This window comes from Variovorax sp. LjRoot130 (assembly GCF_964253755.1).
In the GTDB taxonomy this organism is placed as follows: domain Bacteria; phylum Pseudomonadota; class Gammaproteobacteria; order Burkholderiales; family Burkholderiaceae_C; genus Variovorax.
The window spans coordinates 1,101,993-1,123,328 of the sequence record NZ_CAXURM020000002.1; the positions used below are offsets into that span (position 1 = coordinate 1,101,993).

The 21,336-nt window shown below is 68.9% G+C and carries 22 protein-coding genes; 6 read left to right on the forward strand and 16 right to left on the reverse strand.

Annotation, left to right across the window (positions count from 1 at the left end; translation table 11 throughout):
• The first annotated feature begins 74 nt into the window (after positions 1-74).
• The 3 genes from ACSQ86_RS35080 to ACSQ86_RS35090 are packed head-to-tail and all read left to right on the forward strand — an operon-like array spanning position 75 to position 2,354.
• Entirely contained in the window at positions 75-821 is a 747-nt protein-coding gene (locus tag ACSQ86_RS35080; RefSeq protein ID WP_436310755.1) for a GntR family transcriptional regulator, read from the forward strand.
• A 22-nt stretch (positions 822-843) separates the two neighbouring features.
• Entirely contained in the window at positions 844-1,314 is a 471-nt protein-coding gene (locus ACSQ86_RS35085) for a RidA family protein (protein WP_436310756.1), read from the forward strand.
• 20 nt (positions 1,315-1,334) lie between these two features.
• Positions 1,335-2,354: a CobW family GTP-binding protein gene (locus ACSQ86_RS35090; RefSeq protein WP_436310757.1), complete on the forward strand. Its 1,020-nt coding sequence runs from the start codon at positions 1,335-1,337 to the stop codon at positions 2,352-2,354.
• Here ACSQ86_RS35090 and ACSQ86_RS35095 read toward each other — a convergent pair.
• From ACSQ86_RS35095 to ACSQ86_RS35110, 4 genes are read right to left on the reverse strand one after another with little or no spacing between them, the layout of a single operon-like run.
• Complete coding sequence (locus ACSQ86_RS35095; protein WP_436310758.1) at positions 2,319-3,515, reverse strand: amidohydrolase family protein; 1,197 nt, start codon at positions 3,513-3,515, stop codon at positions 2,319-2,321. The genes ACSQ86_RS35090 and ACSQ86_RS35095 overlap by 36 nt on opposite strands.
• Positions 3,515-4,954 (reverse strand): amidohydrolase family protein, encoded by a 1,440-nt coding sequence (locus ACSQ86_RS35100; RefSeq protein ID WP_436306613.1) that lies wholly within the window; start codon positions 4,952-4,954, stop codon positions 3,515-3,517. Before ACSQ86_RS35100 ends, ACSQ86_RS35095 begins: the two co-directional genes overlap by 1 nt.
• Positions 4,955-4,986: 32 nt before the next feature.
• Complete coding sequence (locus ACSQ86_RS35105) at positions 4,987-6,126, reverse strand: M24 family metallopeptidase (RefSeq protein WP_436310759.1); 1,140 nt, start codon at positions 6,124-6,126, stop codon at positions 4,987-4,989.
• A 36-nt stretch (positions 6,127-6,162) separates the two neighbouring features.
• Entirely contained in the window at positions 6,163-7,323 is a 1,161-nt protein-coding gene (locus ACSQ86_RS35110; RefSeq protein WP_436310760.1) for a mandelate racemase/muconate lactonizing enzyme family protein, read from the reverse strand.
• Positions 7,324-7,485: 162 nt separating this feature from the next.
• Here ACSQ86_RS35110 and ACSQ86_RS35115 point away from each other — a divergent pair, with 162 nt between their 5' ends.
• Entirely contained in the window at positions 7,486-7,782 is a 297-nt protein-coding gene (locus ACSQ86_RS35115) for a hypothetical protein (protein ID WP_436306610.1), read from the forward strand.
• A 120-nt stretch (positions 7,783-7,902) separates the two neighbouring features.
• Here ACSQ86_RS35115 and ACSQ86_RS35120 read toward each other — a convergent pair whose 3' ends face one another.
• The 9 genes from ACSQ86_RS35120 to ACSQ86_RS35160 are packed head-to-tail and all read right to left on the reverse strand — an operon-like array spanning position 7,903 to position 16,329.
• Positions 7,903-8,511, reverse strand: a complete 609-nt coding sequence (locus ACSQ86_RS35120) for an alkylhydroperoxidase domain protein (protein WP_436310761.1) — start codon at positions 8,509-8,511, stop codon at positions 7,903-7,905.
• Positions 8,508-9,134, reverse strand: coding sequence for a CMD domain protein (locus ACSQ86_RS35125; protein ID WP_436306608.1), 627 nt, complete (start codon positions 9,132-9,134; stop codon positions 8,508-8,510). The genes ACSQ86_RS35120 and ACSQ86_RS35125 overlap by 4 nt, the downstream gene beginning before the upstream one ends.
• Positions 9,131-10,171, reverse strand: coding sequence for a putative FMN-dependent luciferase-like monooxygenase (locus ACSQ86_RS35130; RefSeq protein WP_436310762.1), 1,041 nt, complete (start codon positions 10,169-10,171; stop codon positions 9,131-9,133). Before ACSQ86_RS35130 ends, ACSQ86_RS35125 begins: the two co-directional genes overlap by 4 nt.
• Positions 10,168-11,025, reverse strand: coding sequence for a VOC family protein (locus ACSQ86_RS35135; RefSeq protein WP_436310763.1), 858 nt, complete (start codon positions 11,023-11,025; stop codon positions 10,168-10,170). Before ACSQ86_RS35135 ends, ACSQ86_RS35130 begins: the two co-directional genes overlap by 4 nt.
• A 21-nt stretch (positions 11,026-11,046) precedes the next feature.
• Positions 11,047-11,892, reverse strand: coding sequence for an ABC transporter ATP-binding protein (locus ACSQ86_RS35140; protein ID WP_436310764.1), 846 nt, complete (start codon positions 11,890-11,892; stop codon positions 11,047-11,049).
• A complete protein-coding gene (locus ACSQ86_RS35145) occupies positions 11,889-12,731 on the reverse strand; it encodes an ABC transporter ATP-binding protein (RefSeq protein ID WP_436306604.1) in 843 nt (280 codons plus the stop codon). The genes ACSQ86_RS35140 and ACSQ86_RS35145 overlap by 4 nt, the downstream gene beginning before the upstream one ends.
• Positions 12,715-13,281: an OsmC family protein gene (locus ACSQ86_RS35150; RefSeq protein WP_436310765.1), complete on the reverse strand. Its 567-nt coding sequence runs from the start codon at positions 13,279-13,281 to the stop codon at positions 12,715-12,717. The genes ACSQ86_RS35145 and ACSQ86_RS35150 overlap by 17 nt, the downstream gene beginning before the upstream one ends.
• A gap of 23 nt (positions 13,282-13,304) precedes the next feature.
• Positions 13,305-15,140, reverse strand: a complete 1,836-nt coding sequence (locus ACSQ86_RS35155; RefSeq protein ID WP_436310766.1) for an ABC transporter permease — start codon at positions 15,138-15,140, stop codon at positions 13,305-13,307.
• A gap of 22 nt (positions 15,141-15,162) precedes the next feature.
• Positions 15,163-16,329 (reverse strand): ABC transporter substrate-binding protein, encoded by a 1,167-nt coding sequence (locus ACSQ86_RS35160; protein WP_436310767.1) that lies wholly within the window; start codon positions 16,327-16,329, stop codon positions 15,163-15,165.
• Between the two features lie 227 nt (positions 16,330-16,556).
• On the opposite strand from ACSQ86_RS35160, the gene panE reads away from it, so the two are divergent.
• Positions 16,557-17,516 carry a 2-dehydropantoate 2-reductase gene (panE, locus tag ACSQ86_RS35165; protein ID WP_436306600.1) on the forward strand — a complete coding sequence of 320 codons (960 nt, stop codon included), beginning with the start codon at positions 16,557-16,559 and terminating at the stop codon, positions 17,514-17,516.
• 19 nt (positions 17,517-17,535) lie between these two features.
• Here panE and ACSQ86_RS35170 read toward each other — a convergent pair whose 3' ends face one another.
• The 3 genes from ACSQ86_RS35170 to ACSQ86_RS35180 form a co-directional block, all read right to left on the reverse strand.
• Positions 17,536-18,831, reverse strand: a complete 1,296-nt coding sequence (locus tag ACSQ86_RS35170) for an O-acetylhomoserine aminocarboxypropyltransferase/cysteine synthase family protein (RefSeq protein WP_436310768.1) — start codon at positions 18,829-18,831, stop codon at positions 17,536-17,538.
• Between the two features lie 22 nt (positions 18,832-18,853).
• Positions 18,854-19,000, reverse strand: coding sequence for a hypothetical protein (locus ACSQ86_RS35175; RefSeq protein WP_436306598.1), 147 nt, complete (start codon positions 18,998-19,000; stop codon positions 18,854-18,856).
• A gap of 183 nt (positions 19,001-19,183) precedes the next feature.
• A complete protein-coding gene (locus ACSQ86_RS35180) occupies positions 19,184-19,621 on the reverse strand; it encodes a DoxX family protein (protein ID WP_436306597.1) in 438 nt (145 codons plus the stop codon).
• Positions 19,622-19,850: 229 nt separating this feature from the next.
• On the opposite strand from ACSQ86_RS35180, the gene ACSQ86_RS35185 reads away from it, so the two are divergent.
• Positions 19,851-21,182 carry an LLM class flavin-dependent oxidoreductase gene (locus ACSQ86_RS35185; RefSeq protein WP_436306596.1) on the forward strand — a complete coding sequence of 444 codons (1,332 nt, stop codon included), beginning with the start codon at positions 19,851-19,853 and terminating at the stop codon, positions 21,180-21,182.
• The last annotated feature ends 154 nt before the right edge of the window (positions 21,183-21,336 follow it).

Below are 21,336 nucleotides of genomic sequence, written 5' to 3' on the forward strand. Positions count from 1 at the left end.
TCACAGAGTGTGATCACAGCTATAATCACACACAATCGGGTTAACCCGCATCACGGCAAGCAAGAGAGAGTCACATGGAACAGATCGCCGAACGGCTTGAACAGCGCGCCTCGGAGGCACCGAGCAAACGCGCGCGTGGCAGCGTCCCCGAGGAAGTCTTCCAGCGCATTCGCCGCGGCCTGATGGTCGGTGCTTTCGTGCCCGGCCAGGTGATGAGCCTGCGCAAGCTCGCCAGCAGCTTCGGCACCAGTCCGATGCCGGTCCGGGACGCGTTGGCGCGGCTGGTCGTCATCAATGCGCTGGAGGCCACTCCCTCCGGATCTGTTCGCGTACCCAGACTGACGCCCAAGAAGCTGAAGGAGCTTTTCGCGGTGCGGGAGCTGATCGAAGGCATGGCAGCGGAGATGGCGTGCCGCAATTGCACGCCGGCTTTGCTGAGCACGCTGAGCGCCATCAACGACGAGTTGCTCGAGGCGATCGCAAAGCGCAATCTGCTCGGCTGCCTGTCCTCGAACCAGCGCTTCCATTTCACGCTGTACGAAGCGTCAGGCACCGAAGTGGTCATGCCGCTGATCGAATCGCTGTGGCTCCAGTTCGGCCCGACCATGTACTTGTCCCTGCTGTCCCCGAGTACCCCTTGGGACGCTTCAGCGCACGTCGAGATCCTTGAAGGCCTGCGCAGCAAGAAGCCCGCCATGGCCAGGCAAGGCGTGCTGCGCGACATTCGCACCACGGGCGGCACGCTTGCGCCCGCCCTCAGCGAGCCGAACGCCGACGACCTGCTCTCTGCCCCGCTGGACGACCTCTATTTCGGCAACTGACCCTTCCCAAGGACACCAGAGAATGACAACGCAAGGATTCGAAGCACGCCTGGCCCAACTCGGCATCGAACTGCCGAAGGCGGTCGCCCCCGCAGCGAACTATGTGCCGGCCCGAAAGAGCGGCGCGCTGATCTACATCGCGGGCCAGGTGCCGACCGCCGGCGGCAAGGACCAGTACGTGGGCAAGGTCGGCCAGGACGTCTCGATCGAGAACGCCCAGAAGGCGGCGCGACTGTGCGCGATCAACATCCTTGCCCAGCTGCGCACGGCGCTGGGCGGCAGCCTCGATGGCGTCGCGGGCTGCGTGCGCCTCGGCGGCTTCGTTAATTCCACCCCCGAGTTCGGCGACCATCCCAAGGTGATCAACGGCGCCTCCGACCTGATGGTCGAGGTGTTCGGCGAAGCGGGTCGGCATGCGCGCGCCGCAGTCGGCTGCAATTCGCTGCCCCGCAATGTCGCCGTCGAGGTCGATGCCATCTTCGAGCTGGCCTGACAATGGACCACGCCGCGCCCATGGTTGACGGCCGTGTACCGATCCATGTGCTGACCGGCTTCCTCGGTAGCGGCAAGACCACGCTGCTGCGCCATCTGCTGGCCGATCCCGGCCTGGCGGACACGGCTGTGGTCATCAACGAATTCGGCGAGGTCGGGCTGGACCACCTGCTGGTGCGCGAGGTCGCCGAAGACGTCGTGCTGCTGAGCTCGGGCTGCCTGTGCTGCTCGGTGCGCGATGACCTGGTGTCGACGCTCGCCGAACTGAATGGACTGATGCGGGCCGGCGAGATTCCTGCCTTTGCCCGGGTCGTCGTCGAGACAACCGGACTGGCGGACCCGGCACCGATCATGCAAGCCATTTTGAGCGAGACCACGCTCTTACCGTGGTTCCGCCTGGGCCAGGTGATCACGACGGTGGACGCCGTCAACGGCGAGCAGACGCTGGCTCGCCATCGAGAAGCCAGGCAGCAGCTGGCAACGGCCGATCGGCTGATCCTGACCAAGACTGATCTGGTCGGCGAATTCGAGGGCGATGCGCTGGGTGACAAGCTTCGGGCGATGAATCCGTCTGCGGGGCTGCTCGTCTCGCGCAAGGCGCAACTGCCCGCCGGCGAGATCCTGAAGGAGGCCGACGCGCAATGGCGAGCCCCCGTGGCTGCCCAGCTCGGACCCATTCTTCACTCCGCAGCCGGGGCGCCGGCGCTGCCTCATGCGCAAGGGCACGACGACGCCATCAAGACTTTCACGGTCGCGCTGCAGCAACCGGTCGAATGGCCTGCCTTCGTCGAGTGGCTCGAGTTGCTGCTTGCCAGCCGAGGCGATTCGATCCTGCGCGTGAAGGGCCTGCTGGCAGTGAGCGACGATGCGCGCCCCGTGGTCATCCAAGGTGTGCAGCACGTGCTCTACCCGATCGAGCGCCTGCCGGCATGGCCGCCCGCCGCGGCAGCGCCCGGCTGGATCGTCTTCATCGCAAGTGACCTGACGCAGCGGGCGATCGAAAACTCAATCCGCAGCGTCTACGAGGCCAGCCTGGCCTGAGATCGCGGCACCCGCACCGCCGGCGGCGTCGACCACGCATCCTCTGCGCAGCAGCACGCGCCCGCCCGGGCGCCTCGCGAGCGCATCGTCGAGGGACGAGGCCGGTATCAGCAGCAGATCCGCCACGTCGCCGACCTCGATGCGCCGACGCCCGCCGCAGATCAGTGAGCTGAGCTCCTCGGGGGCATCGACGTGCGCGGCCATCGCACCCACGAAGCCGGTCTCGAGCATGTCGCCATCGCCGAACGGAAAGAACCAGTCCCTGACGTTGTCGGTGCCGAAGCGCACCGCCACGCCTGCCTTCAGCGCCTCGACGACGGGTGCCAGCCCGCGAACGCGTGGTGCGCCGTTGCCGCGCGCCTGCAGATAGAGATTCAGCTCAGGTAGCACCACCAGCACGATGCAGGCTTCGGCCATTCGGTCGAGCAACCGGCGGACGTCGTCGCGAGACATGGCCGAAAGCACGCAGGCATGGCTGACCGTGACGCGGCCCTGCAGCCCGCGCGCCACGGTTCCGTCCACCAGTTGGTGGATCAGCGCCTTCGGCGCGTCGAGGTGTTCGTCAAGGTGAACGTCGAGCGGCACGCCCAGCGCAAGCGCCGCGTCCAGCAGCGCCTCCAGGGCCGCCGCCGGATTGGCGCACAGCGCCGGCACGGCGCCGATGAGCGAAGCGCCACGTCCGACCGCCTCGGCGAAAAGTGCCTGTGTCCCGGGGTGGCAGGGGTCGGCCGCCGCGCTCGCGAAGGCCACGACCTCAACGTCGAGCGATGACGCCACCTCGGATGCGGCCGCCAGCACCCCTTCGATCGCGCGCATGCCGGTGATGGCGTCGATGTCGGTGTGCGTGCGCACCGAGGAGACGCCATGCGCGATCGACCGGCGCATCAGCCGCGTGGCGCGCGATTGGATGTCCTCGACAGTGGCGCTGGCGCGCTCGCGCTTCGCCGAAGCCACCGCATCGCCGAGCGACAGCGGGCGCTGCGCCGGCGCCGCGTAGGCGCGATTGGCATGCGCATGCAGGTTGACCAGCGACGGCATGGCCAGCCAGCGCGGAGGTGTCGCATCGGCGGCGGCCGAGATGGCGCGCACGCGATCGCCCCCCCGCGCCAGGTCGAAACTGCCCGTTCGATCGATGAGCGCGACGGACCGGATGACCCGCATCAGTTGCCGTTGTCGTACAGCGTGGTCGTTGTTTCGACGTTTTCGTCGTGCAGGCCGGCGCGCTGCACCGCGGCGGCTGCCAGTTCCCTGGCCTTACGGCGCAGCGCCGGCTCGTCGACCCCATGCACCTTGCCCTCGCTGTAGAGCGTCTTGCCGTCGACCCAGGTTTGCGAGATAGACGCGGTCGACGCCGAGAAGACCAGCGCCTGCAGCGGGTCGTGGAACGGGGTCCATTCGATGTGATCGAGGTCGAACAGGATGAAGTCGGCCTTCTTCCCGATCTCGAGCGAACCGATCTCGTGGTCCCACATCGCTGCCTTCGCGCCGTCGATGGTCGCCGCCCGCAGGGCTTGGCGGGCCGTGAACACGTCGGGCTTCATGCGCGCATCCTTGAACATGCCGGCGACGATCAGCATCTGGCGCATCAGGTTCATGTTGCCGGCGGCCGACACGCCATCGGTGCCGAGCCCGACGGTGACACCGGCGGCGACCATCTCGGGATACTTGCCGATCGCCGTCGCGCCTTTGCCGAGCTTGAAGGACGAGCACGGGCAGAACGCGACCTTGGCGCCCCGGCTCGCAAGCAACTGCACTTCCTCGTCGCTGACGGCAGCCCCATGGGCGATGACCAGGTTGGAGCCGATGCCGCCCGCGCGGTCGATGCGGGTGATCGGCCAGCAACCGTACTTGTCCTCGCAGACCTTCGCCTCCTCGATCGAGGTCGCCAGGTGGTAGGTGGTGCCGACGCCGAGCCGCTCGGCGAGCTTCTGCGCGCCGACATGCAGCTCTAGCGTGCAGGGCTCCTTGCCTTCGATGTTGACCCAGCAGCGCACGCGGCCATCGAGCGCGCCGTCGTACTTGCGCACGCAAGCCTCCAGCTCCGCGAGCGCCGCTTCCGCATTCGGGAAGAAGTGGTGCCGCGCCATCTCCTCGGTCCAACCCCGCGGCAACTCGGGCGGCGGATTGTCCGCTGCATGGCGGCCAGTCACGCCGCGGATGCCCGTCTTCTCCATCGCCCGTACCGTGATGCCGGGGTCGTACTGCGAGCCCATGTCGATGAAGCAGGTGGTGCCGTTGCGCAGCATCTCGGTGATGCCGAGCAGCGCACCCCAGTACTCGTCTTCCTCGGTGATGTGCGCGTAGAAGGGCTTGGCCCAGTGAAAGACCCAGGCCCGCGTGTTCAGGTTGTCGGGGAAGACGGCGCGTGACAGGGTCTCGGACAGGTGGACGTGGCTGTCGACGAAGCCTGGGCAGATGCCGAGCATGCGCCCGTCCATCACGTGGTCGAAGCGCTCTCCGCGATGTCGGGCCGCAATCTCCGCCGCGGGCCCGATGTCGGTGATGCGATCGTTGTCGACCAGGATGCTGGCGTCGCGCACCACTGTGTCGCCGGCATCGACGAGGAATGCGAATTCAAGGTGCTCGATGAGCGTGCGCATGGAATCTTCCAGGTTGGATTGTGGGTCGCCGCTCAGCCCCTGACCACCAGGAGCTTGTCGGTGTTGGCGTAGTCGGACAGCAGTTCGCAGCCATTGGCCGTCACCAGCAGCATGTCCTTGTTCTGCATACCGAAGCCGTGACCCGTTTCATAGCACAGCGGCTCGAAGCCGAGCACCATGCCTTCCTCGATGAGCGCGTCGCTCCCGGGCCGGCCGAGCACGGGTGTCTTGCCCAGGTAGGGATCTTCGTGCAGGTGCAGGCCGATGCCGTGGCCGACGAACGAGATCGGCGGCAGGTCCATCTCGGACAGCTTGGCGATGAAGGCGTCGTAGATGGCACGGCAGCTGGCGCCCGGCTTGACCATTTCCATGATGCGGTATTTGCAGTCCACCAGGTGCTGCCAGATGGCTTCGGCCTTCGGCGGCGTCTCGTGCACGACCGCGGTGCGGCACACGCCCGCCTGATAGCCGTCGATCACGGCGAAGATCTCGACCCGGCAGACGTCGCGCGGCTTGAGCCTGCGCTCGCTGGGGCCGACGTTGGGCAGCACGCTGCGCTCGCCGGTCGCGATGATCATCAGCTTGAAGTGCTCGGCCCCCAGCGCGTAGACGTTGCGCGTCAGGTGCCCGGCGATGTCCATCTCCGAGTCGCCGGCCTTGACCGACGCGAGCGCATCGGTGATCGCCTGGTCGGCGATGCGCGACAGCCGGCGCAGCAAGGCGATCTCATCCTGTGTCTTGATCTGGCGCAGCCGCGCGAGGATCTGTTCGCAGTGCTCGAAGCGCGCCTCGGGGAGTGCCTTCTGCAGGCGTGCCAGGTCGCCTGCCGGCAAGTAGTCCATCTCGATGCCGATGCGGCCGCGCGCAAGCCCGAGCCTGCTCAGCTGGTCGGCCAGCACGACCATCGCGTCGTCGGTGAATTCGGCCCAGATGCGCGTCGGCACGTCCGGTGCACGGCGCTTCACCGTGCTGGCCTCCATGTCGACGGAGAACAGCTCCGTGCGGCCGTCTGCCGTGACGATCGCCATCGCATGACGGTGCCTGATCAACGGCTGCGACGGCACGACGAAGCCCGTTGCGTACGCGTAGTTTTCGGGGGAGCATGACACCATGGCGTCGAGCTTGTGTTCGGCGATCGCCTTGACCTGCCGCTCGATGATTGCTTTGCGCATCTGGAACCTTCCTTGGATTTATGTTGAGGGCGACGCTCAGTCGCGGACGGTGTACTTCTCGACCTTGGCGAGGTCGACGTCGATGCCCATGCCGGGCGCGGTCGGCACTTCGATGCCGCCGTCGACGAGCTTCATCGGCGCGACGATGAGGTCGTCGCGGTAGTAGATGCCGCCGACCTGGCCGTTCTGCCACTCGGCCGGCGTCGACACCGGGACCACGCAGGACAGCGTGGCGGCCGGCGCCGCGGCGGCCAGGTGGATGTTGGCGAGGTTGCCGACGCCGGTCTCCACCGAGCCGTTGACGTTGCAGATGATTCCGGCTGCGCGGCACACGGCCGCGACCTCCATCGCCTTGTAGAGGCCGCCCGGTTTGGTGCTGTAGATGGACACGATCTGCGCCGCCCGATGCTCGCTGATCTGGATCACGTCGTGCGCATTCCAGGCCGACTCGTCGGCCATCACCGGCTGGTCGATGGCACGCGCGACCTCGGCGATGCGCTCAATACCCATCACTGGCTGCTCGACGTACTTGAGCCTGTATGGCTCCATCGCGCGCACCGTGGTGATGGCCTCGCCAGGCGTGCGATAGCCTTCGTTGGCGTCCACGCAAAGCTCGACGTCGTCACCCACGGCCGCGCGGACGGTGCGCACCATGTCGATGTCGCGTTTCGCATCGACGCCGATCTTGATCTTGATCGTCTTGATGCCTTCAGACGCAACCTGCGCCACTTCCTTCTCGGCCTCGGCAATCGGGATCAGTCCGATCGAATGGGTCACCATGATGCGCGAGCGTGCCTTGCCGCCGAGCAGCATGTGCACCGGCAGGCCGAGCCAGCGGCCTGTGACGTCATAAGCGGCGAACTCGACCGCGGCCTTGGCATAGGGATAGCCGCGGATGACCGCGTCCATGCGCGCATGCATCTCGGCGAAGTTGCCGAGCTCGACGCCGATCAGGCAGGGCGCGAGGTACTTCTCGATGACGGTCTTGGCGATCGACGTGGACTCGCCGAAGTAGCGGCCGAACTCGCCGCCCCAGTCCTTCAAGGCCGGGGCCTCTCCCCAGCCGACGCGGCCATCGCTGTCGACAATGCGGGTCAGCAGGTAGCGACCAATGGACTCGGTCAGGCCGGTCCACTTGTGCTCTCGCCGCGTGGGGAGCTGGACCAGCAGGGTGTCTATGGACTGGATCGTCGGCATCGATGAATTCCTCACTTTGGAGATCGGGTCCGCGCAGCCCATCTGCGAAACCTTTATTGTGATCACAGTGTGTGATCAAATAATGTGATTGTCAATAGCGCGATTCACGCATCCGCACCGTGCGTTGGAGATCGGCTAGCGTGGGGCAAGGAGGCCCTCTTCATGGTCATCGAGATCACCAACTACTACGCGCTGCCCGGCCGTGCTGAGGCTGTCTTGGCGCAGCGTCGGCGCGCCAGCGAACTCCGGGCGCAACTCGGATTGCCGGCGGGCCGCATCTTCAAGAAGTTGGAAGGTGGCGGCCCCGACGTGCGGTGGGAGTGCGTGTTCGATTCCCGTGCGGACTACGACCGCGACTTGGCTGCGCGCGGCGCCTCCGAAGAATTCACGCGTGCCCGGCAGGACATGCACACGCTCCTTGAGCGTTTCGAGCGCCATCTGCAGCAGGAAGCGCCGTAGGTTTCAGCAGTCTTCTGGGCAGCAGAGCACGCGCCCGGCTAGCTCCAGGGTTTCGACGGCAGCGGCGTTGAACCGCAGCCGCGGAGGCCCACCTCTTCGACGCAGCCGGCGGCCAGCGGCTCAACGGAGACGACTGCGCGACGGCTCGCCAAGCGACAGCATCAGGCGGTTGGCCCAGTTGAAGAAGGCCGCACTCTGGACGACGTCCACGATCGCCAGATCGTCCAGCCCCGCCGTGCGCAAGCGCTCGACGTGCTCGGGTCCGAACGCGATCGGTGTCGACGTCAGCGCCACCGATGCCGCCACGATGGCGTCCCATCGTTCGTCGATTCGTGCGCCGACGCCTTCGTCGAGCAGGCGCTGCACGTCGTCGGTGCGGTGCGAGAAGTGCGAGGCGAATCGCGCATGGACCGACGCGCAGTAGATGCAGCCGTTGTACCGCGAAGTCGCCGCGGCCGCGAGCTCGCGTTCCGGGCGCGGCAGGCCGCCTTCGGGGTTGTGGAAGATGTCCTTGTCGGTGCACGTGCGCGCGCCGAGGATGTCCGGGTCGCGCGCGAGCAGCATGAAGTAAGGCGACTTCGCGCGCGAGGCGTCGACGAGGCCCGCGCGATGTCGGTCGGTCAGCTCGGCTTCGGGCAACGGCGGCAGCCATGGCAGCCATTCGAGCTCCTCCTGCGTGAAGGCGGCGGGCGGCACGTTGCCGGGATGGCTCAAGGTGGAATGGCTCATGACTGGACGGCCCTCGGCGACGACGCGAGCGCCTGCAGCCCGGCCGCGGCACGGATCTGGTAGCCGAGGAAGGCGACGAGCTGCGACAGCGTGACGATGTCCGTCGGCGACCATCCGGCGTCCAGCAGCGCCGCCAGGTCCGGCGCGCTCGCATCGCGCGGATGGAAGAGCAGCAGGTGCGCATGCACCAGCGCGGCAGCGAGCCGGTCGCCTAGCACCGCGCGGGCGGCATCACTGACGCGGTAGATCGGCCCCGGCGCGTCTTCCGCACTCAACGGCCCCGCCGGAAAGCGGCCGTAGGGGCCGGATGCAGCGCCCAAGGCCGCCTCGCCCACAAGCGCATCGACCAGCGCCTGCGCGGCGCCGTGGCCCGCGAGGCCGCCGGCATAGAAATCGACCGCCGGCCCCGGCCCGTGCAGCGCCGCCACGAAGGTGGCGACAGCGAAGCGCTCCGCCAGCGTGAAATCGCCGGCGGGCGGCGAGGCCGGTTCGAACAGCGCCCGGTAGCTTTCCTGGCTCTGGTCGCGCGCCTGAGCGCGCTGCGCGCGAACGCCCTGGAGCGGGTGTCCGGGCGCGAGGCCCGCGAGCTTGTCGATCACGTCCGGTGCGTGGGATGCGGTCATGCGATGGTCTCCGGTGTGGGGTCGCGAAGGGGGTCGGCGGCGGGGCGCCAGCCGAGCGCCGGCGCCACTTTTGTGGCGACCAGCTCGATGGAGCGCAGGATGAGCGGGTGCGGCGGATCGACCGAATGCACCTGGAACACCATGTCGGTCACCTGCGCGAGCGTGCTGTCGGCCTGCAGCGATGCGATGACGTCGCTCGGGGTGCCGACGTGCACGTCGTAGCCGTCGATGAGCTCGCGCAGCGTCGCGTCGGGTCCCGGCCGGCTCGGATCGCCCAGCCGCGCGACGCTGCGACGCAGGCCCTGCTCGGCGAGGCGCAATGCCTGCTGCCGGTCGTCGGCCACGAACACCGAGCGCGAGCCCATGATGCGCGGCGCGCGCCCCGCGGGCAGCTTCTCGAGGTACGCCTCGACGATCGGGCGCTGAAGTTCGGAGAGCGAGGCGTGCGGCGCATCGGCCGGCCGCGGCTGCGTGCGCGACAGCATCAGTCCATCGCCCGCCAGACCGGCGCGCGCGCCGCCCGCGACGGAGAAGGTCGCCTGCCAGATCCTGTCGAGCAGTTGCGGCGAGGCCGGGTAGAGCCGATCGCCGCCAGCGAGCGCACGGCCCGCCCACGCTTCCCGCACCTGCGCCAGGTGGCGCGCAAACACCTCGGCGCGATCCTCGCTGGCCAGGCCGAAGGCCGCGAAGGACGAGGGCGTGCCGCCGGTGCCCACGCCGAACTCCAGCCTGCCGCACGAGAGCAGGTCCAACACGACGGCATCCTCGGCCACGCGCACCGCGTTCTCGAGCGGCAGCGTCACGACGCCGGTGCCGAGCCGGATGCGCCGCGTCCGTGCCGCCACGTGCGCGAGGAAGACGAAAGGCGACGGCAGGCCGCCTTCCGCTTCGTGGAAGTGGTGCTGCGCCACCCACGCCGAATCGAAGCCGTTGGCCTCGGCGTGCGCGATCTGCTCGGCCACCAGTCGATAGCGTTCGGCGGCGGGAGCGTCGTCGAGCAGGCGGCTGAAGAAGCCGAGGCGCCGGATCGCCGTCATCGCGATGTGCGCGCGGGCTGGCGTGAGGGCGCGGGGAAGCCGTCGAACTCGATGCTGGCGCCGTGGGTGAGCGCGAGGTCGGGCGCCGCGCGATCTTCCGAGGCATCCGCACGCAGCACGAGCGCGTACGGCCCGTCGCCGCGCAGCGCGAGCCGCTGGGCAAGCGCGTCCCCCTCTTCGGCGCCGCGACCTGCGCGCGACGACGACAGCACCAGCGTGCTGCCGCCCAGCGTGACCAGTGCGAGCCGCGTGCGGCCGCCGGGCAGGCTCACCACGCCGCCCACCTGCGTCGCGCCCTCGCCTTCCGGTGCGCCGAGCAAGGCGCGGTAGCGTGCCAGCGTGGCGTCGAGGTCGCGCACCGCCAGCGCGAGACTGGCGACGCCGGTGGTGCCGTTGGGATGCACGCGCGCTTCGCCCTCGGGCACGCGCAGTGCGCGCGGCGTGAGATCTCCGCAGAGAAAGGGCAGGTCCGGCGACGGCGGCCGCGCGGTCTGCCAGCGCAGGTGCTCGCCGTCGGGGCGCACGCGCCCGCCGTCGAGCGGACCATCGAGCGCCAGGCCGCGCCCCGCGGCTTCGGCCACCGTCTGCGCGGTGCTTGCGGGCAGCAGCGCGAAGTCGACGATGCCTTCGCCGCGGCGCTGCAGCAGCTGCCACCAGCGCTCCTCCGGCGCGGGCGTCTTCCAGGCGATCAGTTCGAAGTAACTGCCGTCGGCGAACACGACCAGCGCGTTGTGCGTGCTGCGCCCCGGATGGTCGCCGCCGCGCTGGACGTTGAAGCCGAGCGCGGTGTAGTCGGCGATGGTGGCCTCCAGGTCGTGGACGGCGATGACGATGTGGTCGAGCGAAAGCGGCATGGTGTTGGTTCGGTCTTTTTTTCAGGATGTGGTGCGCGCGGCATCGCCGCCGCCGAGGTAGGCATCGCGGATGCGCGCATCGGCCAGGAGCCGTTCGGCCGGGCCGCTCAGCACGATGCGGCCGGTCTGCAGCACGTAGCCGTGGTGCGCGATCTGCAGCGCGAGGCTGGCGTTCTGCTCGACCATGAAGACCGAGACGCCCTGCCGGTTGATCTGCGCGATGAGTTCCAGCACGCGGTCGACGTAGAGCGGCGATAGGCCCATGGTTGGCTCGTCCATGCACAGCAGCTTCGGCCGGCCCATCAGCGCGCGCGCCATCGCCACCATCTGCTGCTCGCCGCCCGAAAGCGTGCCGGCCTGGAACTCGATGCGTTCGGCCACGCGCGGGAACAGATCAAGCATGCGTGCGAGGTCTTCGGCGACCGCCTTGCGGTCATTGCGCGCGTACGCGCCCATCAGCAAGTTCTCGCGCACCGTCATCGCGGGAAAGAGCCGCCGCGCCTCGGGCACCGAGCCGATCCCGCGCCGGATCACCTGCGGCGTGCCGAGGCCGAGCAGGGATTCGCCGTCGAAGCGCACTTCGCCCGAGCGCGGCTTGAGCAGGCCCAGCACCACCTTCATCGTGGTCGACTTGCCGCTCGCGTTGCCGCCGAGCAGGCTCACGATCTGGCCGCGGCGCACCTCGAGGTCCAGATCGAAGTGCGCCTGGACCGGGCCGTAGAAGCTGTTGATCTTCCGGAGCTCGAGCAAGGGTTGCTCGCCCGCCCGCTGAACAGGCGCGACGGAACGTTCGGGCTGCGCATCGTCCCCGCCCTCGTGCCAGAGCGGCGCGGGCGGAAGCCCCGTTCGTGCGACCGTGGCGATCATGCCGCCACCGCGGCCCGCTCGCCCACCTGGCGATGGCCCAGGTAGGCCTCGATCACGGCCGGGTCGTTGCGCACCGCGTCCGGCAGGCCTTCGGCGATCTTGCGACCGTCGTCGAGCACCACCACGCGGTCGGAAAGCTGCATCACGAGGTCGAGCTTGTGCTCGATCAATAGGATGCTCTGGCCCCGCACCTTGAGCGTGCGGATGATCTGCAGCATCTCGGCGGTCTCGCTTTCGTTCATGCCTGCGGTCGGCTCGTCGAGCAGCAGGAGCCGCGGCTTCAGCGCCAGCGCGCGGGCGATCTCGACGCGGCGCCGGTTCGCGTACGAGAGGCTGTGGGCCGGGTGGTCGATGCGCGGCTGCAGGCGCTCGCCGAAGAGCGCGATGATCGCGAGCGCCTCGGCGCGCAGGCGCTCCTCTTCACGCCGCACCGAAGGCGGCTGCAACAGCGCGAGCGCGAGCTCGGCCAGCGCCGGCAGGCCCGGCACGCCGCCCATGCGCGGCTTGACCGCGCGCAGCCGTGTGTGCGCGCCGACCAGCACGTTGTCGAGCACCGTGAGGTTGGCAAACACGCGGCCGTGCTGGAAGGTGCGCGCGAGGCCGCGCTGCGCGAGCTTCGGCGCGGGCCAGCCCGTGACGTCCTCGCCCTCGAAAAGCACCCGGCCCGCGTCCGGCTGGTCGAGCCCGGTGACGAGGTTGAAGAGCGTGGTCTTGCCCGCGCCGTTGGGGCCGATCACGCTGACCAGCTCGCCCTCCTCCACGCGCAGGTCGACCGCATCCACCGCGGTGAGTCCGCCGAAGCGCCGCGTGAGGCCGCCGACTTCAAGCAGCGACGGCATCGGCTTCCTTCGCGGGCGCGGCCTTCTTGCCGACCCGCTTCACCTCGGCGCGGATGGTCTGCGGATTGCGCAGCAGGTTGAGGATCGGGCAGTTGCGCTCGACCGCCTCGAAGAGCGCGTTGATGTCCTCCTGCGAGGCCGGCGAGTCGATGTGCACCGTGTAGCCGATCTCGTGCGGCCAGATCGGCGTCGCCTCGTGGCCGGGCCGGCCGCCGCGCGGATCGATGAGCCCGGTCACCTCGACTTCGAGGCTGTCCAGCGGCACCTGCCGCTCGGCCGCCTGGATCAGGAAGATGTGCGTGACGCAGGTGCCCAGCACGCCGAGCTGCAGCTCGGGCGAGCTGGGGCCCAGGTTGTAGCCCGCGAAGTCCGGTGGGCTGTCGCTGATCACCTGGTGGTCGCGGATGCGCAGCCGCCGCACGCCGCTGCGGCCCTCGGCGCGCACGTGCGCCTTCAGCTGCAGCGGCTGCGCCGTGCCGGCGTCGATGGCGGCGTTGCGCCCGAGCACGGCGGCACGCTTCTCGGCGAGGTAGTCGTTGAGGTGGCTCATGGTGTGTGTCCTTGTGGAGTCGTTCAAACGGTGCCCAGCAAACCTTGCGGGCGGAAGCGGATCAGCAACAACAGCGCGACGCCGTAGATCAGCATCCGGTACTCCGCCGTCACGCGGAACAGCTCGGGCAGGCTCACCAGCGCGACCGCGCCGAGCAGCGCACCGCTGACGTTCCCGAGCCCGCCGAGGATCACCATCGTCAGCGCGAGGATGGAGATCTGCGAGGTGAAGGTCTCGTGGTTGATGTACGAATAGAGGTGCGCGGTGAAGGCGCCGCTCACGCCGGCCGCGAAGCCGCCGAAGCCGAAGGCCAGGGCCTTGTAGCGGTCGGGGCTCACGCCGTACGCCCGCGCGGCGACTTCGTCCTCGCGCACCGCGCGGAAGGTGCGCCCCAGGTGCGAGCGCAACAGGCGCCACTGCAGCAGGGCCAGCAGCACCATCGCGCCGAACGAGGCCCAGTAGAAGACATTGTTCGACGAGGCGTCGCGCCCGAAGAGCGACAGCGGCGGAATGCCGGACACGCCGATCGGACCGCGTGTGAGGCTCTCCCAGTTGAGGATGGTGAGCCCCACGATCTCGCCGATGCCCAGCGTCGCAATCGACACGTAGTGCCCGCGCAGCCGGAACGCCGGGAAGATCAGCGCGGTGCCGATCACCGAGGTCAGCAGGCCCGCGAGCACGATGCCGGTACCCACAGGCAGGTGCAGGTCGAGCACGAGCAGCGACGATGCGTAGGCACCGATCGCGAGCAGCCCGGCGTGGCCGAGCGAGATCTGCCCGATGGTGCCGGCCACCAGCGTGAGGCTCAGCGCCAGCGCGGCATAGAGCCAGGAGTTGGTGAGCGTCTGCAGCACGTAGGGCGAGGGGTCGAAAAGCGGCAGCGCCGCCGCGGCCACGAAGAGCGCGAGCAGCACGCGGCGCGGCACCTGCCACGGCTTGCTCGGCGCGATGAAGGTGCCGGTGAGCGGCTCGGGCGGCAGCGCGCGCTTGCGGCCGAAGAGGCTGTTGGGCCTCCACACCAGGATGACCAGCAGCAGCGCGAAGGCGAAGAGATTGCGGTAGGGCGTGCCCAGCAGCGCGACGCCGTAGCTCTCGATCAGGCCGAGCAGCAGGCTGCCGACGATCGCCCCCGGCACGTTGCCGACGCCGCCCACCACGGTCGCGACCACGCCCTTGAGCGTGGCCTGGAAGCTCATCGCCGGGCTGATGTTGTTGTAGTACATGCCCACCAACAGGCCCGAGAGACCGCCGAGGGCCGACGCGATCGCGAACACCGCCTGGTTCACGCGGTTCACGTCGACGCCCATCTGCTGCGCGGCGTCGCGGTCCTGCGCCGTGGCGCGCACCGCCCAGCCGAGCTTGGTGAAGCGCAGGAAGCCGAAGAGCACCGCCGCGGTCGCGAGACCGATGCCGGCGATCAGCAGGTCGAGCGCGCCGATGGTGCCGCTGCCGATCGCGAGCCGCCAGTCGGGCAGCTGCGTCGTCAGTGCGCGCGGGTCGGGACTGAAGACGAGCTGCACCAGGATGTCGAGCACGAAGCTGATGCCGATGGTCGCCAGGAGCGGCGCGATGCGTGCCGCGCCCTGCAGCGGACGCAGGCCCACGCGCTCGATCAGCATGCCCAGCGCCCCGGCGCCGAGCACCACGAGCAGGATGGTGATCGGCAGCGGCGTGCGCAGCCAGGTGATGGAGGCCCAGCCGATGTAGGCCCCGACCGTGTAGACCGAGCCGTGCGCAAAATTGATGAGGTGCGAGACGCCGAAGATCAGCGCCAGCCCGACCGCCAGCAACGCATAGATGTTGCCGATGATCAGGCCGTTGACCGTGTAGTCGAAGAAGGAGGTGAACGAGAAGTTCATGCCGCAGCCGAGGGCCGTGCGCTCAGCGCGCCGAGACCACGGCAGGCTTCCCGTCGCCGAGCGCCCACTTGCCGTCCTTCACCACCAGGTCGACGCTCTTCACGCCGATCACGCGCCGCGTGTCGGCATCGAAGTTGGCCTTGCCGAAGACCACGCTCGGGATGTCCTTGATCTTGTAGAACGCATCGCGCACGGCCTTGCGGTCGCCGTTGGGTCCCGCGTGGCGCAGCGCGGCAGCGGCATAGACGACCGCGTCGTAGGCATAGGCGTTGAAGGCGTCCGGCTCCTTGCCGTACTTGGCGCGGAAGCGCTTGACGAAGTCCTGCACTTCCGCCCGTGGCTCGTCGGGAAAGAAGGACGTGTTGGTGTAGATGCCGTTCACCGCGGCGCCCCCGAGCTCGATGAACTTCGGCGAGTAGACCGAGCCGCTCGCGGCAATCGGCTGCCTGAGGCCGACGTTGCGCACCTGGCTCGCGATCAGCGCACCGTCGGGATAGTAGGAAATCAGCACCACGCCGTCGGGATTCGCGTCGCGCACGCGCACCAGGGTCGAGCGGAAATCCTTCTCGTCCGGCTGGTAGCCCTCGGTGATCGCGACCTGCGCGCCGCGTGCCTCGGCCGCCCTCACGAACACGTCGCGGCTGGTACGGCCCCAGTCGGTGTTGAGGTAGAGCACGGCAACGCGCTTGAAGCCGAGCGTCTTGACCGCGAGGTCGGCCAGGAGCGGCTGCGCATCGGCCTGACTGATCGACGGGCTCCAGATGAAGTCGCCGCCCTTGGTGAAGTCAGGGTGCGAATTCGTGAAGCCGAGTTGCACCAGACCGGCGCGCTGGTAGATCGGAGACGCCGCCATCGATGCCGGGCTTGAGAAGTCGCCGAGCTCGATCTTGATGCGCTTGTCGTTGACGAACTTCTGCGCCAGGCCGACAGCCTGGCGCGGGTCGCTCTGGCTGTCCTCGAAGACGTAGGCGAGCGGCCGGCCCCCGATGCCGCCGTTGGCGTTGACGTCGTCGAGCGCGAGGTCGAAGCCGGCCTTCCACTGCGCGCCGTACTGGGCATTCTGGCCGGTGAGCGGGCCGCTCACGCCGAACCAGACGGGCTCGCCCGCGGCCGGCGCGGCGATGGAAAGTGCAGGCGCCAGCAGCAGGGCAGCAGCGGCGAGGCGAAGGAAAGTTTGACGATGCAGCATGTGCGTGCGCTCCAGCGAGACGGGAAGCCCACGATTCTTGAGGCGTGCGCGCGGCTTGGAAACGAAGAAAAAGGCACACGCTTGCTCGCATTCCGAATATCGCCACGCCGGTGCGGCCGGCACGATTCGACTCACCCTCGCGCATATCGATGCACGTTTTCGTTCCTTCCCTCGCCACCGCGTCTGCGGCAGCATCGACACGGCAAACCGAACCGAAAGGACTGGGCATGAGATTTCTCGTGGTGGGCGCCGGCGCCCTGGGCGGCTACTTCGGCGGCCGCTTGCTCGCGGCCGGCGAGGACGTGACCTTCCTGCTGCGGCCCGCGCGGGCCGTGCAGCTCGCCGCCACCGGGCTGTCGATCCGCAGCCCCGTGGGTGACCTGCACCTGCCCTCGCCCGCGAGCGTGCTCGCTCACCGAATCAAGGCGCCCTTCGATGTCGTGATCGTCGGCTGCAAGGCCTATGACCTGGACGAGACCCTCGCCGCGTTCGCGCCGGCCGTCGGCCCCGACACCGTCGTGCTGCCGCTCCTGAACGGCCTGCGCCACATCGACCGCCTGAGCGAGCGCTTCGGCCGCCGGCGCGTGCTCGGCGGCCTCGGCATGATCTCCGCGACGCTGGCCGCCGATGGCACCGTGCGGCACCTGGGGCAGGACCACACGCTGGTCTTCGGCGAGCTCGACGGCGGGCGCTCGGCGCGCGTCGACGCCATCGCGCAAGCCTTCGCACGCGCCAATTTCGACGGCCGCCCGAGCGAATCCATCCTGCAGGCGATGTGGGAGAAATGGGCGCTCATCGCCGCGCTCGCCGGCATCACCACGCTCATGCGCGCGAGCGTCGGCGACATCGTGGAGGCCGGCGCGCAGCAGCTCGCGCTCGACCTCTTCGCCGAATGCGCGCGCATCGCCGCGCACAACGGCTTCGCGCCGAGTCCCGCGGCGATCCAGCGCGGCCGCGCGACGCTCACCGCGGCAGGCTCGCCGATCACCGCGTCGATGGCCAAGGACATCGCGCGCGGCGCGCCGACCGAGGCCGACCACATCCTCGGCGACCTGCTGCGCCGCGGGCGCTGGTCGACCGCCGACACCGTGCTGCTGCCGGTGGCGTACGCGAACCTGAGGAGCTACGAGGCGCGGCGCGCCCGCGAATGCGGCGTGCCGCGCGCCAGCGAACTGCTGGCCGCCTGAGTGGCGGCAGCGCGCGTGCTCAGACCGCGCCCAGCGCCTGGTCCAGATCGGCGCGTAGATCGTCGATGTGCTCGATCCCGACCGACAGGCGCACCGTGTCTTCCGAAACGCCGGCCCGCGCCAGTTCCTCGGGCGACAGCTGCCGGTGCGTGGTCGACGCGGGATGCGTGGCGAGCGAGCGCACGTCGCCGATGTTCACCAGCCGCGTGAAGAGCTTCAGCGCATCGAGGAAGCGCGCACCTGCGGCGCGCGCGTCGCCTCCCTTGCTGTCGAGGCCGAAGGTCAGCACGCCGCTGGCCTTGCCGCCCAGGTACTTCTTCGCCAGCGCGTGGTCCGGGTGCTCTTCGAGGCCGGCGTAGTTGACCCACCTCACCGCCTTGCTCGTCTGCAGGTGCCGGGCGACAGCCAGAGCGTTGTCGCTGATGCGATCGACGCGCAGCGCCAGCGTCTCGATGCCCTGCAGGATCAGGAAGGCGTTGAAGGGCGAGATCGCCGCGCCCGTGTTGCGCAGCGGCACCACGCGCGCACGGCCGATGTAGGCCGCCGGGCCCAGCGCCTCGGTATAGACCACGCCGTGGTAGCTCACGTCGGGTTCGTTCAGGCGCCGGAAGCGCTGCTTGTGCTCGGCCCAGGGGAACTTGCCCGAGTCGACGATCGCGCCGCCGATACTGGTGCCGTGGCCGCCGAGGTACTTGGTGAGCGAGTGCACGACGATGTCGGCGCCGTGCTCGATCGGGCGGCTCAGGTACGGCGAAGGCACGGTGTTGTCGACGATCAGCGGCACGCCGTGGCGGTGCGCGATCTCGGCGATGGCTGCGATGTCGGTGACGTTGCCGGCCGGGTTGCCGAGCGACTCGACGAACACGGCCTTGGTCAGGTCGTCGATCAGCTTCTCGAAGCTCAGCGGATCGCGGTGATCGGCAAAGCGCGTCGTGATCCCGAACTGCGGCAGCGTGTGCGCGAACAGATTGTAGGTGCCGCCGTAGAGCGCGGTGCTCGAGACGATGTTGTCGCCGGCCTCGGCGATGGTCTGGATCGCGTAGGTGACCGCCGCCTGCCCCGAGGCCACGGCGAGCGCGGCGATGCCGCCTTCGAGCGCCGCCACGCGCTGCTCGAGCACGTCCTGCGTCGGGTTGTTGATGCGGCTGTAGATGTTGCCGGGCACCTTGAGGTCGAACAGGTCGGCGCCGTGCTGCGCGCTGTCGAAGGCGTAGGCCACGGTCTGGTAGATCGGCGGCGCGACGGCGCGGGTCGTCGGCTCGGGCGAGTAGCCGGCATGCACCGACAGGGTTTCGAATTTCCAGTTGTTCGACATGGTCGTTGTGTCCGAAGAGGTGTCACCAGGAATGCGCGAGGGAGGCCACGGCCGCAGCGCGATTGCGCCGCAGGACGCGGACCGGTACGTAGCCGTGCGGTGCGCGGCGCGCCACCTCGCGCGGCGAGGCCGGCGCGATGCGCCAGACGGACGCCGTCCGTGCGAGCACGCGGCGGGCGTTCTCCGCAGGCGTGGGTCCGGCCGTGCGGGGGGGCGCGAGCGCCAGGGTCATGCGATGCCGGCCGCGGCCGCGGCCGCAGCCGCGGCGATGGCAGCGGCTGCGGCGGTCTTGAGCAGTCGCCGGCGGGGAAGATCGGTGAGGGTCATGGAGCGTGCGGACTTCGGTGGTGCTTCAGGCAGCCGCAGCGGGCCGCGGTGTCGCCGTGGCGGCCTTCGCGCGGCGCGCATCGACGCTCCACGGACCGGCGCCGGCAGCGGCGATGTAGAGGAACACGAACGAGAAGAGCACCGCCGCCTCGCCCTGGTTCAGGGAAGGCGCGAGCACATAACCCTTGGTCGCGTGGCCGAGAAAATAGGCGAAGGCCAGCAGGCCCGAGAGAACGAATGCCGTCGGGCGTGTGAAGAGGCCGACCAACAGCAGCGCACCCCCGACCAGCTCCAGCACACCGGCAACGCCGAGCAAGGACAGGAGCTGAAGGTTGTCGAAATAGGCCACGTGAGGAAAGCGCAGCAGCTTGGCCGACCCGTGCTGGATCAGCAGGAAGGCGGAGATGATGCGCAGCACGGAGAGCGTGCGCGGCGCCAGGAGTTCGGGATTGCGGAATGCCATGAAGAGCCTATCGACGAAGTGGTGTGAAGGGAAAGGGCCGCGAAACTCGCAGCGACGACCTGGGCGGATTCTGCGGATACGGCATGCGCTTCCCTACGAATGAATGCGAGTTTGCAGATGCGGTTTCCGTTGGGTCCGCAGCGTCGCGCACCGCCCGGACGGCCGGGTCATAAGCATCGAAACAATCGGTCTTTGGCAAGGTGATCGGCGCTCGCGTACAAGGTGGTCCATGCCGACGACCCGCCAACTCAAGCTGGGCGCCTTCATGCGCCCCGTCAGCATCCACACGGGTGCCTGGCGCTACCCCGGCGCCTTCGCCGACGCCAACTTCAACTTCGCGCACCTCAAGCGCTTCGCGCAGACGCTGGAGCGCGCGCGCTTCGACGCCTTCTTCATGGCCGATCACCTGGCCGTGCTCAACATGCCGATCGAGGCGCTCAAGCGCAGCCACACCGTGACCTCGTTCGAGCCGTTCACGCTGCTTTCGGCGCTGAGCCAGGCGACGTCGCACATCGGCCTCGTGGCCACGGCATCGACGACCTTCGACGAGCCCTTCCACATCGCGCGTCGCTTCGCGTCGCTCGACCACCTGAGCCAGGGGCGCGCGGGCTGGAACGTCGTCACCACCTCCAATCCGGACGCCGCGCTGAACTTCGGGCGCGACGACCACATGCCGCACGACGAGCGCTACGCCCGGGCACGGGAGTTCTACGACGTGGTGACCGGCCTGTGGGACAGCTGGGCCGACGATGCCTTCGTGCGCGACGCCGCGAGCGGCCTCTACTTCGATCCGGCGAAGCTGCACACGCTCGACCACAAGGGGACCTATCTGGCGGTGCGCGGCCCGCTGCACATCGCGCGGCCGGTGCAGGGCTGGCCGGTGATCGTGCAGGCCGGCGCGTCGGAGCCGGGGCGGCAGCTCGCGGCCGAGACGGCCGAAGTGATCTTCGCCGCGCACGGCACGCTGGCCGAAGGCCGCAGCTTCTATGCCGACGTGAAGGGCCGCCTCGCCGCGCTGGGCCGCGAGCGCGATCACCTCAAGATCCTGCCGGCCGCCTTCGTGGTGGTGGGCGATACGGTGGAGGAGGCGCGCGCGATCCGCGCCAGGCTCGACAGCCTCGTGCACTACGAAAGCGCCATCGCCTCGCTCTCCATCGCGCTCGGCGTCGATGCCTCGAAATTCGACCCCGATGCGCCGCTGCCCGCGGTGCCGGAAACGAACGCGAGCAAGAGCGGCCAGCAGCGCGTCATCGCCCTGGCCGAGCGCGAAGGCTTCACGGTGCGCCAGCTCGCGCAGCGCCTGGGCGGCTACGGCGGACTGGCCTTCGTCGGCACCGCGCAGACCATCGCCGACCAGATGCAGCAGTGGCTCGACGAGGAAGGCTCGGACGGCTTCAACATCATGTTCCCGTGGCTGCCCGGCGGGCTCGACGCCTTCGTCGACAAGGTCGTGCCGGAGCTGCAGCGGCGCGGCATCTTCCGGCGCGAGTACGAAGGCACGACGCTGCGCGAGAACCTCGGCCTGCCGCGCCCGGTCAACCGGTTCTTCCCGACGCGGTGAACCCACGATTCGGTCGCATCGATATCTGAAAAACGAATATGCGAGCCGCGCGAGACTCAGATCATTCCCTTATTTGAAAGCAACGAATCGGTAGTTCGCGATCTGAAGACACGCCCCCAGAATCGGCCGCCGAGTGCTGGTCGGCACCGCTCTA